The organism is Streptomyces sp. NBC_00443 (assembly GCF_036014175.1).
GTDB lineage: Bacteria > Actinomycetota > Actinomycetes > Streptomycetales > Streptomycetaceae > Streptomyces.
In genome coordinates this window covers 2,963,744-2,976,696 of record NZ_CP107917.1, presented here as the reverse complement: position 1 = coordinate 2,976,696, position 12,953 = coordinate 2,963,744, and the positions used below count along the sequence as shown (strand labels likewise).

The following is a 12,953-nucleotide window of genomic DNA, read 5'->3' as shown; positions in this document are numbered from 1 at the left end:
TGCATCCGCAAATGTGCGGTAAATGTACGGCAGCGCGCGCCTATTGCGGCAAGTACCCGAATAGGCCGCCATATTGCCGTTGTTCGGGGACGATCCGGGCAGTGGTGTAACACGGTCGCGTTCGCATGACGCTGAACCAGGCAGAAGCAGGTCATCCGCGACGTCCGTTTCCGGTTTCGCTGGATGGCTGACTCCCTTCCGCCCGGCAACGCGTCAGAACGGATTTCTCGTGAACACCGACCCGACCCCCGGCTACCAGCCCTACGACCAGCCCGCACCCCCCGACCACTCTCAGCGCAACCAGGACGCCGCACGCAGAGCGGCCCTGACAATCTGCACGATTGCCGACGTCGCGGCAGGTCTTCTCGGCCTCTGGATCGTGCTTTACCTGCTGGACGCGAACCAAGGGAACGCGTTCGTGGAATTCGTGCGCGGATCGGCGGACTGGCTGTCCGGATGGGCACAGGACATTTTCACGATGGACACAGAGGGGCTGCGCGTCCTCCTCAATTACGGCCTCCCGGCCGTCCTCTATCTGCTCCTCGGGCACGGAATTGCCGCCCGACTCAACAGGGCCTGACGGCATTACCCAGCGAAGGACCAGCTTTATGGCACCCACTCCCCGCACTCCGACCCGAAGCGATCATCTGCCGATCTATGAAGACCTGGTGCGCGAGCGCGGAGACGCCGTGACGGAAGCGCAAATAGCAGCCGCACACACCCAGCACCAGGCAGCAGAACTACTGACCACCGAGGAGCCGCCCCACCGGGACCGGCCGCCACGGCACCCTCAGCACCCTCACTTCGGCTGAGCGGTGGTGGCAGGTCGCCCGCGAGCTGAACGGGGGCAGCCGGCGGGAGCCCCAGAAACGCCAAGGAGCGTCACCGGCCCCGCCCTCAGAGGTGCTGACGACCGAGCAGGTACCGCGTGACCCGCCCTCGCCAGGCTGGGAGCCGCCCCCGCCCCAGCCCGCCTCAGCGAGGCGCCTGGCCACCCCCGGCGGGAGCTGCGGGTGGCCTTCACGGCGCGACGACCGTCCGCGAGGGGCCGCCCGGCGCCGGTGCGGGCCCTTGTCCCCGACATCGGGCCGCTCGGGGTGGCACGCCTGCAGATACGCGAAGACCCCGACCGCAGCGTTTCCGCTGGTGACGGGGTCTTTGGGCACCTCATGTTGGGTGCCCCCGGCAGGATTCGAACCTGCGCACACGGCTCCGGAGGCCGTTGCTCTATCCCCTGAGCTACGGGGGCGTGTCGGGCGCCTTGCTTGGCGGCGACGGGTAGAACCCTACCAGCTTCGGTGGGGTGTTCATGAACGGGTTTTTGGGGTCGCTGCACGGGGTGTGACCTGGGATGGCTCGCTCGCAGGGGTTGGAAGTGGGGAAAACCCGGACGCGGTGGCCGGTCCGGACCTACTCTCGAGTTGTGCCAGGCGCGTCGGGCCGGGTGCTTGTTGTGGACGACAACAAGGTCATCCGGCAGCTGATCAGGGTCAATCTCGAGCTGGAGGGGCTTGAGGTGGTGACCGCGGCCGATGGTGCCGAGTGTCTGGAAGTCGTTCATCAGGTGCGGCCCGATGTGGTCACCCTGGATGTCGCCATGCCGCGGCTCGACGGGTTGCGTACCGCCGCTCGGCTGCGCGCCGATCCCCGTACCCGCGACCTTCCCCTCGCCATCATCAGCGCCTGTACGCAGTACGAGGTCGACACCGGTCTCGATGTCGGCGTCGATGCCTTCCTCGCCAAGCCCTTCGAGCCCGCCGAACTCGTCAGCCTCGTAGGGAGGTTGATCGAGGCGAGGAGGAGTGAGGAACGGGCCCGGGAAAGGGTTGGGGAACTCGACGGCGGCAGCTCGGACACCGCCGTGTTCGGGGGCATCCTCGGGGCAGCCGGCGAGGCCGCCGGGCGCACCGGGAACTGAGGCCGCTGGGGGTTCCGGGCGGGCGGCTCGGGCCCTTCGGAAGCTGACGCCGCCGACCGTCTCGGGCTGACATCCCAGCCGTACCGGAGGCCGAAGCCGCCAGCCGTACCGGAGGCCGAAGCCGCCAGCCGCACCGGAAGCCCGCCCTGCCGGCCCGTTCCAGACCGGCGCAACAGGGCCTAAGGCCCCGGCACTCCGGCCGACCAATCGCATCCCTGGGCCTACCCGCCCCACCCTCGGCCGATCGGACGCACCTCCATGTGCACCGACCCACCCCTCCCCCCGGCCGCGCCCCCCACCCGTCCACATCCCGGACCCTCCCCAAACCCATTCGCATACCCGCCCCCCTCCTCCCATACGCTTGTCCCGTGACCCCCGTCGAGCTCTCCCGTACCGTGCTGCGCGCGGTGCGTCGTGCTGTCGATGACGGGGAGCTGCGGGTCGTCGTGCCGGAGCGGGTCGTGGTCACAGCCCCCGGGCCCGGGGGCTGCGGGGACTACGCCACCAACGTCGCGCTTCAGCTCGCGCGCCCGGCCGGGCGGTCGCCGAGGGAGGTTGCCGAGATCCTGCAGGCCCTCCTGCTCAGCACCGACGGCACCACCGACGGCACCACCAGCGGCATCACCGACGTCGTCATCACCGGACCCGGGTTCCTCAACATCAGCCTCGGCGCCACCGCCTCCGCCGCCCTGGTCGAGGAGATCCTGCGGCGCGGCACGCGGTACGGGTATGCCAACGGCCCCTCGGCGGACTTCATCCCGCTGTACTGCCCCCACGAGGTACGGGCCGTCGTAGTGATGGACGCCCTCGCTCGGATTCTGCAGTCCCAGGGGGCCGCCGTGCGCACCGGCTGCGAGGCCCCCCTTGATCCGCGTTGGGTCGACATCCTTGGCGTACGGGTCGACAGGCGCCGTGCGCAGGACTCGCCCGCCCTGCCCTACTACGCCGTGTGTCCGGTGCCCGCCCCCGTCGACCCCCTCCGCCTCGGCCGTGACGCCGCCCGCTGGGCCCTGCTTCACCCCGCCGGTCACGACCGGCCCCGTGTTACCGACGAGCACCTCGTCCAGCGTGAGAGCAACCCTCTCTTCCGCGTCCGGTACGCGCACGCCCGCACCCGGGCTCTCAGCCGTAACGCCGCCGACCTGGGGTTCGACGCCGAACCCGGGGACGTACGGCACGACGTCGCCGTCCTGCTCGCGGATCACCCCCGCGTTCTGGCCCAGGCGGCAGCCCACCGTGCCCCCGACCGCCTCGCCCGGCACCTCGTCACCGTCGCCGATGCCGTCCTGCCCCTGCTGCCCGCCGTCCTTCCCCGCGGTGCGGAGAAACCCTCGGCCGCCCACCGCGCCCGGCTCGCGCTCGCCGAAGCCGCCGGGACGGTGCTGGCCGGTGGCCTGTCCCTGCTCGGCATCGACGCACCCGACCACATCTGAGAGAGCCCACGAAAGTCATGAGCCGTTCCGCACACCCCGCCGGGCCCCGCCACGCCGACGTTTTTCCCGAGGGCCACTACTCCGCCCCGCCCGCCGACCTCAACACCCTCGACCCGAAGGTGTGGGCCCAGACCGTCGGCCGCAATGCCGACGGCGTCGTCACCGTCGGCGGTATCGACGTGAAGACCCTCGCCGAACAGCACGGCACCCCGGCCTACTTCATGGACGAGGCCGACTTCCGGTCCAGGGCCCGCGCCTGGCGCAGCGCCTTCGGGACCGACGCCGACGTCTTCTACGCCGGCAAGGCGTTCCTGTCCCGTGCCGTCGTGCGGTGGCTGCACGAGGAAGGGCTCAATCTGGATGTGTGCTCCGGCGGCGAGCTCGCCACCGCCCTCTCCGCCGGCATGCCCGCCGACCGCATCGCCTTCCACGGCAACAACAAGTCCACCGACGAGATCCGCCGCGCGATCACCGCAGGCGTCGGACGCATCGTCCTCGACTCCTTCCAGGAGATCGTCCGCGTCGCGCACATCGCGCAGGAGCTCGGCAAGCGGCAGCGCGTCCAGATCCGTATCACCGTGGGCGTGGAAGCACACACCCACGAGTTCATCGCGACCGCCCACGAGGACCAGAAGTTCGGGATTCCGCTCGCCGGTGGGCAGGCCGCCGAGGCCGTGCGGAGGGCGCTTCAGCTCGAAGGGCTGGAGGTCATCGGGATCCACTCGCACATCGGGTCGCAGATCTTCGACATGTCGGGCTTCGAAGTCGCCGCCCACCGGGTGGTCTCGCTTCTGAAGGACATCCGTGACGAGCACGGTGTCGAACTGCCCGAGATCGACCTCGGGGGCGGGCTCGGGATCGCCTATACGAGTGACGACGACCCCCGTGAGCCGCACGAGATCGCCAAGGCGCTGACCGAGATCGTCACCCGTGAGTGCGAGGCCGCCCGTCTGCAGACTCCTCGTATCTCCGTCGAGCCGGGGCGCGCCATCGTCGGGCCGACCGCCTTCACGCTCTACGAGGTCGGCACCATCAAGCCGCTCGACGGGCTGCGGACGTACGTCTCTGTCGACGGCGGCATGTCGGACAACATCCGTACGGCGCTGTACGACGCGGAGTACAGCGTCGCCCTCGTGTCCCGGACGAGCGACGCCGAGCCGATGCTCGCCCGTGTCGTCGGCAAGCACTGCGAGAGCGGGGACATCGTGGTCAAGGACGCGTTCCTGCCGGCCGACCTGGCACCGGGTGATCTCATCGCCGTACCGGCGACGGGTGCGTACTGCCGGTCCATGGCCAGCAACTACAACCATGTCCTGCGGCCGCCCGTCGTCGCCGTGAACGACGGCGAGTCCCGGGTGATCGTCCGCCGGGAGACGGAGGAGGACCTTCTTCGTCTCGACGTCGGGTAACCCCGCAAAGACACCGGGGTGGAAGATCTCCTGTCTGCCACCCCGGTAGAAATGAAATAGATATCTCACGATCCGGACGAAGGGCAGAAAGTCCCGTCCGGTGAGTGAGACTGGTGCAACCGTAGACGGTGAGAGGAAACGAGGTCGGATGATGCGTACGCGTCCGCTGAAGGTGGCGCTGCTGGGCTGTGGAGTGGTCGGCTCAGAGGTGGCGCGCATCATGACGACGCACGCCGACGACCTCGCCGCCCGGATCGGGGCGCCCGTGGAGCTCGCGGGCGTGGCCGTACGGCGGCCCTCCAAGGTGCGTGAGGGCATCGACCCCGCGCTCATCACCACCGACGCAACCGCACTGGTCAAGCGCGGCGACATCGACGTAGTGGTCGAGGTCATCGGCGGCATCGAGCCCGCCCGCACCCTCATCACCACCGCCTTCGAGCACGGCGCGTCCGTCGTCTCGGCCAACAAGGCGCTCCTCGCCCAGGACGGGGCCGCTCTGCACGCGGCGGCCGAAGCGAACAGCAAGGACCTCTACTACGAGGCCGCCGTCGCCGGCGCCATCCCGCTGATCCGCCCGCTGCGCGAGTCCCTCGCCGGCGACAAGGTCAACCGGGTGCTCGGCATCGTCAACGGCACCACGAACTTCATCCTCGACAAGATGGACTCGACCGGCGCCGGGTATCAGGAGGCCCTCGACGAGGCCACCGCCCTGGGGTACGCGGAGGCCGACCCCACCGCCGACGTCGAAGGTTTCGACGCCGCCGCCAAGGCCGCGATCCTCGCCGGTATCGCCTTCCACACGCGCGTGCGCCTCGACGACGTCTACCGCGAGGGCATGACCGAGGTGACCGCGGCCGACTTCGCCTCCGCCAGGGAGATGGGCTGCACCATCAAGCTGCTCGCCATTTGCGAGCGGGCCGGGGACGGTGCGTCCGTCACCGCGCGCGTGCACCCCGCGATGATCCCGCTGAGCCACCCGCTGGCCTCCGTGCGCGGCGCGTACAACGCCGTGTTCGTCGAGTCCGACGCCTCCGGCCAGCTCATGTTCTACGGCCCCGGCGCGGGTGGTTCCCCGACCGCCTCGGCCGTGCTCGGCGACCTCGTCGCCGTCTGCCGCAACCGGCTCAGCGGGGCAACGGGGCCCGGCGAGTCGGCGTACGCCGCCCTGCCCGTGTCGGGGATGGGTGAGGTTGTCACCCGCTACCACATCAGCCTCGACGTGGCGGACAAACCGGGTGTTCTCGCCCAGGTGGCGACCGTGTTCGCAGAGCACGGTGTCTCGATCGATACGGTTCGCCAGCAGGGCAAGGACGGCGAGGCCTCCCTCGTCGTCGTCACCCACCGTGCGTCCGACGCGGCCCTCGTCGGGACCGTCGAGGCGCTGCGCAAGCTCGACACCGTGCGGGGTGTCGCCAGCATCATGCGGGTTGAAGGAGAGTAACCAGCAATGACCCACCAGTGGCGCGGAATCATCGAGGAGTACCGGGACCGGCTGCCCGTCTCCGACACCACGCCGGTCGTGACGCTCCGCGAGGGCGGCACGCCCCTCGTACCCGCGCAGGTGCTCTCCGAGCGCACGGGCTGCGAGGTCCACCTCAAGGTTGAGGGTGCGAACCCGACCGGCTCCTTCAAGGACCGCGGCATGACCATGGCCATCACGCGTGCCAAGGAGGAGGGCGCGAAGGCCGTCATCTGCGCCTCCACCGGCAACACGTCGGCCTCGGCCGCGGCCTACGCCGTCCGCGCGGGCATGGTTTCGGCCGTTCTCGTCCCGCAGGGCAAGATCGCGCTCGGCAAGATGGGCCAGGCCCTGGTGCACGGCGCGAAGATCCTCCAGGTGGACGGCAACTTCGACGACTGCCTCACGCTCGCCCGGGCGCTGAGCGACAACTACCCCGTGGCGCTGGTCAATTCGGTCAACCCGGCGCGTATCGAAGGGCAGAAGACGGCCGCCTTCGAGATCGTGGACATGCTGGGCGACGCCCCCGACATCCACGTCCTGCCGGTCGGCAACGCGGGCAACATCACCGCGTACTGGAAGGGCTACAAGGAGTACGCCGCCGACGGTGTCTCGAAGCGGACCCCGCGCATGTGGGGTTTCCAGGCCTCCGGCTCCGCGCCCATCGTGCGCGGCGAGGTCGTCAAGGACCCGTCGACCATCGCCACCGCGATCCGTATCGGCAACCCGGCGTCCTGGCAGTTCGCGCTCGCCGCGAGGGACGAGTCCGGCGGGTCCATCGACGAGGTGACGGACCGTGAAATCCTGCGCGCCTACCGGCTGTTGGCCGCACAGGAGGGCGTCTTCGTCGAGCCCGCGTCCGCCGCGTCCGTCGCCGGTCTGCTGAAGGCCGCCGAGCAGGGCAAGGTCGACCCGGGCCAGCGCATCGTCTGCACCGTCACCGGCAACGGCCTCAAGGACCCCGACTGGGCCGTCGCCGGCGCCCCGCAGCCCGTCACCGTCCCGGTCGACGCGGCGACGGCGGCCGAGCGGCTCGGGCTGGCGTAAGCACGGGCGTAAGCGGGCCACACCCCGTCGTACGGGGCTCGCGTCCGCGAGTACGAGGGCGCTTGCCTGGGGTACTTCCCGACAAGGGTGCACAGGGGGCATACGACACGCATCGTGCGCCTCCTGTGCGCCCTATGTCGCCACAGAACCTACCTTCGATAGGCTGTACCGAACCCGCCCGCCGCATATGCCTCCGCATGGGGTGCGGTGCCGCGCCGTCTCCGCGGCCCGGAAGCGGCCCCAGGGGTTCTCGTACGTCATCGAATGTCTTCGACAATCACGCAGCTCAAGGAGAGTCATCAAGCGATGGCCGGTCCAGCGTTCCGCGCCGCCGCCGTCCGGGTGCGCGTCCCCGCCACCAGCGCCAACCTCGGCCCGGGCTTCGACGCCCTGGGCCTGTCGCTGGGGCTCTACGACGACGTCGTCGTCCGGGTGGCCGACTCCGGGCTCCACATCGACATCGCGGGTGAGGGCAGCGAGACGCTGCCGCGTGATGAAAGCCACCTTCTCGTACGTTCCCTGCGTACCGCCTTCGATCTGCTCGGCGGCCAGCCGCGCGGACTTGAGATCGTCTGCGCCAACCGCATCCCGCACGGCCGGGGCCTCGGTTCCTCCTCGGCCGCCATCTGCGCCGGCATCGTCGCCGCGCGCGCCGTGACCATAGGCGGCGAGGCCAAGCTCGACGACCCGGCCCTGCTGGAGCTCGCCACCGAGATCGAGGGTCACCCCGACAACGTGGCGGCGTGTCTGCTCGGCGGGTTCACCCTCTCCTGGATGGAGGCGGGTGCCGCGCGGGGGATCAGGATGCAGCCGGCCGATTCCATCGTTCCGGTGGTTTTCGTGCCCGGAAAGCCGGTGCTCACCGAGACCGCGCGCGGCCTGCTCCCGCGCACCGTGCCGCATGTCGACGCGGCCACCAACGCGGGCCGCGCCGCCCTGCTCGTAGAGGCGCTGACCAGGCGCCCCGAGCTGCTGCTGCCGGCCACCGAGGACCGTCTCCACCAGGAGTACCGCGCGCCCGCCATGCCGGAGAGCGCGGCGCTGGTGGAGCGGCTGCGGGCCGACGGGGTGCCGGCCGTCATCTCCGGCGCGGGTCCCACCGTTCTGGCGCTGGCGGATCACGACAGCGCCGACAAGGTGGCTCATCTGGCAGGCGACGGCTGGGCCGCGAACCGGCTTGAGCTGGATGCCCAGGGAGCGAGCGTGCTGCCGCTTGCGACCTGACACTCGGTTGCCGGATTTCGAGAGGGGGAATGTTTGTTGGATCCGGTAGTGTTAACCTCAAGTCTGCACCCGACCCCACCATGGCGAGGTGCTTGTTGTCCCCGTCGGGGACAGACATTCTTCCGGGAGCCTCCCAAGCCGCACTGTGTTCCGTACGACGTACGCGGGCAGTACCTCGTACGCGGGCGCTGAGCGACTTGCCGGGCACGCTCCGGAACCGGCGATACCGAGCCGAGTGACACAGACACTCCGTGCCACTGCTCTGGGAACCGTCATCACCAGAAATTTCTTCCGCCGCTTTGGCGGACCACCGCCCCGGCACGGTCCACACACCAGGGACCGAAGCCGGACAGCACAACCGGTCGCCGAGCCAGACAGGCCGACGTCCGCTCCAGGGAAGGACCCTTCGTGAGCGACACCACCGATCTGATGGGCGCACGTGTCGAGGAGACAGCTGCCGCGCCCGCCACGGACGCCTCCGCGCCTGCCAGCGGTGCCGGCTCCCGGCGGCGCCGCGGTACCGGCCTCGAGGGCATGGTGCTGGCCGAGCTTCAGCAGGTCGCATCCGGCCTCGGCATCAGGGGCACGGCGCGCATGCGCAAGAGCCAGCTGATCGAGGTCATCAAGGAGGCGCAGGCCGGAGGAGGTGCCGCGGCTCCCAAGACGGAGGCCGCCACCGAGACCAAGCCCAAGCGCCGCGCCACCTCCAAGGCTCGTACCGGCGAAGACGCCGAGAAGAAGGCGGAGAAGGCGGCTGAGGCCCCCGCCGAGAAGGCCGTGGCCCAGCAGCAGATCGAGATTCCCGGTCAGCCGGCCAGCGACGACGCCCCGGCCGAGCGCCGCCGTCGTCGTGCCACCGCCGATGCCGGTGCCCCCGCGGCCGCCCCCGAGACGGTCGCCGCCGAGGCGAAGAGCGAGCCGAAGGCCGAGACGCCCGCACAGTCCCAGGGCGACGCCAAGGGCGACGCCGGTGAGGGAGGCGAGGGCCGTCGGCGTGACCGCCGTGAGCGCGGTCGCGACCGTGACCGTGGCGACCGCGGTGACCGCGGTGACCGCGGTGACCGCCGCAAGGGCGACGACCAGCAGGGTGGCGGCCGCCAGGACCGTGGCCAGCAGCAGAACCAGCAGCAGGGCGGCGGTCGTCAGGACCGTGGCCAGCAGCAGCAGGACGACGACGACTTCGAGGGTGGCCGCCGTGGCCGTCGCGGGCGTTACCGCGACCGTCGTGGCCGTCGCGGCCGTGACGACATCGCCACGGAGCCGCAGATCAACGAAGACGACGTCCTGATCCCGGTCGCGGGCATCCTGGACATCCTCGACAACTACGCCTTCATCCGTACGTCGGGCTACCTGCCGGGCCCCAACGACGTGTACGTCTCCCTCGCCCAGGTCCGCAAGAACGGCCTGCGCAAGGGCGACCACATCACCGGTGCGGTCCGTCAGCCCAAGGAAGGCGAGCGGCGCGAGAAGTTCAACGCGCTGGTCCGCCTGGACTCCGTCAACGGCATGGCGCCCGAACACGGCCGCGGCCGCCCGGAGTTCAACAAGCTCACCCCGCTGTACCCGCAGGACCGGCTCCGTCTGGAGACCGACCCGGGCGTGCTGACCACCCGCATCATCGACCTCGTGTCGCCGATCGGTAAGGGCCAGCGCGGTCTGATCGTGGCCCCGCCGAAGACCGGTAAGACCATGATCATGCAGGCGATCGCCAACGCGATCACGCACAACAACCCCGAGTGCCACCTGATGGTCGTCCTCGTCGACGAGCGTCCGGAAGAGGTCACCGACATGCAGCGGTCGGTGAAGGGCGAGGTCATCTCCTCGACCTTCGACCGTCCGGCCGAGGACCACACGACGGTCGCCGAGCTCGCCATCGAGCGTGCGAAGCGACTGGTGGAGCTGGGTCACGACGTCGTCGTGCTGCTCGACTCCATCACGCGTCTGGGCCGTGCGTACAACCTCGCCGCGCCCGCCTCGGGCCGCATCCTGTCCGGTGGTGTCGACTCGACCGCGCTGTACCCGCCGAAGCGCTTCTTCGGTGCCGCGCGCAACATCGAGGACGGTGGCTCGCTGACCATCCTCGCCACCGCGCTGGTGGACACCGGGTCCCGCATGGACGAGGTGATCTTCGAGGAGTTCAAGGGCACCGGCAACGCCGAGCTCAAGCTCGACCGGAAGCTCGCCGACAAGCGCATCTTCCCGGCGGTGGACGTCGACGCGTCCGGTACCCGTAAGGAAGAGATCCTGCTCGCCCCCGACGAGCTTGCCATCGTCTGGAAGCTGCGCCGGGTGCTGCACGCACTCGACCAGCAGCAGGCGGTCGAGCTGCTTCTCGACAAGATGAAGCAGACGAAGTCGAACGCCGAGTTCCTGATGCAGATTCAGAAGACGACGCCGACCCCCGGCAACGGCGACTGAGCACAGGAGACCCCGAAAAGGCCGCTTCCCGTCAATCAGTGACGGGAAGCGGCCTTTGGCGCTGATAGGGACGGGCGTATCAGTACGCCCCTTCCTACTCTTGTGTCTCTGGGGGGACCTTCTTGAGCACCACCATGTCCGGCAGTGGTCGTCACAGACGCCGGATACGTTTCGGGCTGCCCGTCGCCGCCGCCGGTGTCGCCGCGGCCGTCGCCGCCGCGCTGCTGACCTCGTCCGCCGGGGCCGCGACCGCGCTGCCCAGGCCCACCGTGAAGCCCGCCACCAGCTCCGCCTCGCTCGCCGAGCTGGAGCGGCGGGTCGCGGGTGCCGTCGCCGGTGACGACACCGCGGGGGAGACGACCGGGAAGTCGTCGTTCGGCGCGAGTACCAGCGGTTCCTCCGACGACTCCACCGTGAGTCCCATGGTCATCGGCGGCACCACGACCGGCATCACCTCGGCGCCCTGGATGGCCCAGCTCTGGTACCACGACGACCAGGGCACCGCCGACGAGGCCGACGACCTCGGGTTCTTCTGCGGGGGCGCCGTCGTCGCGCCGACGAAGATCCTCACCGCCGCGCACTGCGTCAAGGGCTACGACTGGCACAACTACGGCGCCGTCATCACCGGCACCGCCCAGCTGCCGACCACCGACGCCGCCGGCAACAGCGACCTGCACGGCGGCACCGTCACGCTGCCGCACCGGCAGTGGTACCACCCGTCGTACAACTCGACGACGATCGACAACGACATGGCCGTCATCACGCTGGCGAACGCGGTCAAGGCGACGCCGATCCGCATGACGACGTCCGGCGACACCACCTCGTACGCCGCCGGGACCAGCGCCAAGGTCTACGGCTGGGGCCGTACCAGCTCCACCAGCCCGGACATCTCCCAGACGCTGAAGACGGCCACGCTGCCCATCCAGTCCGACAGCACCTGTGCCGGCTACTACGGCGGCGAGTTCGTCAAGGGCCACATGGTCTGCGCGGGCAAGCCTGCGAGCGGCAGCGACAGCGGCACCACCTCCGCCTGCAACGGGGACTCCGGCGGGCCGCTCGTCGTGAACGGACGGATCGTCGGTGTCGTCTCCTGGGGTGTGCAGCACTGCGTCGCCAAGGGCGCGTACAGCGTCTTCGCCAAGGTGACGAGCTATGTCGGTGCCGCCTACCCGCGCGTCGACGACACCAACCTCAGCGGGGACCACCGGGCCGACCTCTGGGTGCGCAACGCCTCCAGCAGGACGGGCTACTCGAAGGACTCGGCCGGCACCTCGTTCGGGGCGCGCGAGTCCTGGGGCAACTGGGACGGCGTCAACGTCGTCCTGCAGACCGACCTCGACCGGGACGGCTACCAGGACCTGGTGTACCGGCGCAGCTCCGACGGCGACCTGTTCTGGTCGCACTTCGTGCGCTCCAGCGGCAGTTGGGCCACCAAGCAGCTCGCCGACAACTGGAAGACCCGCACGCGCATCGTCACCCCGGGCGACGTCACCGGCGACTATCTGCCCGACCTGCTGTCGGTCGACTCCGGCGGCTATCTGTGGATCTACCCGGGCAAGGGCAACGGCACCTTCGGCGCCCGTGTGAAGGCCGGCTCCGGCTGGAACCAGTACAACTCCCTGCGCGGCCACGGCGACTTCACCGGCGACGGCAGAACCGACCTGATCGCGCGCAGCAAGACCGGCGGCCACGTCTATCTGTTCAAGGGCACCGGCAAGGCCGGCACCGGAGCCTTCGCCGGCCGGGTCAAGGTGCGCACCTGGGAGAGCTACACGGCCTTCGACGCCGTCGGTGACGTGACCGGCGACGGCAAGGCGGACTTCCTGGCCCGCAACTCCTCCGGCACGCTCTATCTGTACCCGGGTTCCGGCAAGGCCACGAGCGAGATCTTTACCACAGCAAGATCCGTGGGAACCGATTACAAGCAGTACGACATCTTCGGCTGAAATCGCAGGTGAGGCCGGTTTGCCCGGCCCCACCGACTACGGACCGTGCCCACCGCTCGCAGGCGGTGGGCACGGTCCGTTGTGCAACCCTTCTCCGAG

9 protein-coding genes and 1 tRNA gene are annotated in these 12,953 nt (G+C 69.8%); 9 read left to right on the top strand and 1 reads right to left on the bottom strand.

Features of this window, described 5'->3' with window-relative positions:
- Positions 1-229: 229 nt before the first annotated feature.
- The gene (locus OHO27_RS13045; protein ID WP_328423430.1) at positions 230-580 is read left to right on the top strand and encodes a hypothetical protein; all 351 of its coding nucleotides are present in this window, start codon (positions 230-232) and stop codon (positions 578-580) included.
- Positions 581-1,177: 597 nt separating this feature from the next.
- On the opposite strand, the gene OHO27_RS13040 is transcribed toward OHO27_RS13045, so the two are convergent.
- Positions 1,178-1,249: transfer RNA gene (locus OHO27_RS13040), tRNA-Arg, on the bottom strand.
- 102 nt (positions 1,250-1,351) lie between these two features.
- Between OHO27_RS13040 and OHO27_RS13035 the strand changes: the two genes are divergently transcribed.
- From OHO27_RS13035 to OHO27_RS13000, 8 genes are all read left to right on the top strand, one after another.
- Positions 1,352-1,918: a response regulator gene (locus OHO27_RS13035; protein ID WP_328423428.1), complete on the top strand. Its 567-nt coding sequence runs from the start codon at positions 1,352-1,354 to the stop codon at positions 1,916-1,918.
- Positions 1,919-2,286: 368 nt separating this feature from the next.
- On the top strand, positions 2,287-3,351 hold the full coding sequence (gene nrtL, locus OHO27_RS13030; protein WP_328423426.1) for an ArgS-related anticodon-binding protein NrtL: 1,065 nt from the start codon (positions 2,287-2,289) through the stop codon (positions 3,349-3,351).
- A gap of 17 nt (positions 3,352-3,368) precedes the next feature.
- Positions 3,369-4,760, top strand: a complete 1,392-nt coding sequence (gene lysA, locus OHO27_RS13025; RefSeq protein WP_328423424.1) for a diaminopimelate decarboxylase — start codon at positions 3,369-3,371, stop codon at positions 4,758-4,760.
- Between the two features lie 151 nt (positions 4,761-4,911).
- Positions 4,912-6,201, top strand: a complete 1,290-nt coding sequence (locus OHO27_RS13020; RefSeq protein WP_328430417.1) for a homoserine dehydrogenase — start codon at positions 4,912-4,914, stop codon at positions 6,199-6,201.
- A gap of 6 nt (positions 6,202-6,207) precedes the next feature.
- Positions 6,208-7,266 carry a threonine synthase gene (gene thrC, locus OHO27_RS13015; RefSeq protein ID WP_328423422.1) on the top strand — a complete coding sequence of 353 codons (1,059 nt, stop codon included), beginning with the start codon at positions 6,208-6,210 and terminating at the stop codon, positions 7,264-7,266.
- A gap of 306 nt (positions 7,267-7,572) precedes the next feature.
- On the top strand, positions 7,573-8,490 hold the full coding sequence (gene thrB, locus OHO27_RS13010) for a homoserine kinase (protein WP_328423420.1): 918 nt from the start codon (positions 7,573-7,575) through the stop codon (positions 8,488-8,490).
- A gap of 408 nt (positions 8,491-8,898) precedes the next feature.
- Positions 8,899-10,908: a transcription termination factor Rho gene (gene rho / locus OHO27_RS13005; RefSeq protein ID WP_328423418.1), complete on the top strand. Its 2,010-nt coding sequence runs from the start codon at positions 8,899-8,901 to the stop codon at positions 10,906-10,908.
- Between the two features lie 134 nt (positions 10,909-11,042).
- Positions 11,043-12,854 (top strand): trypsin-like serine protease, encoded by a 1,812-nt coding sequence (locus OHO27_RS13000; protein ID WP_328430416.1) that lies wholly within the window; start codon positions 11,043-11,045, stop codon positions 12,852-12,854.
- Positions 12,855-12,953 lie beyond the last annotated feature (99 nt).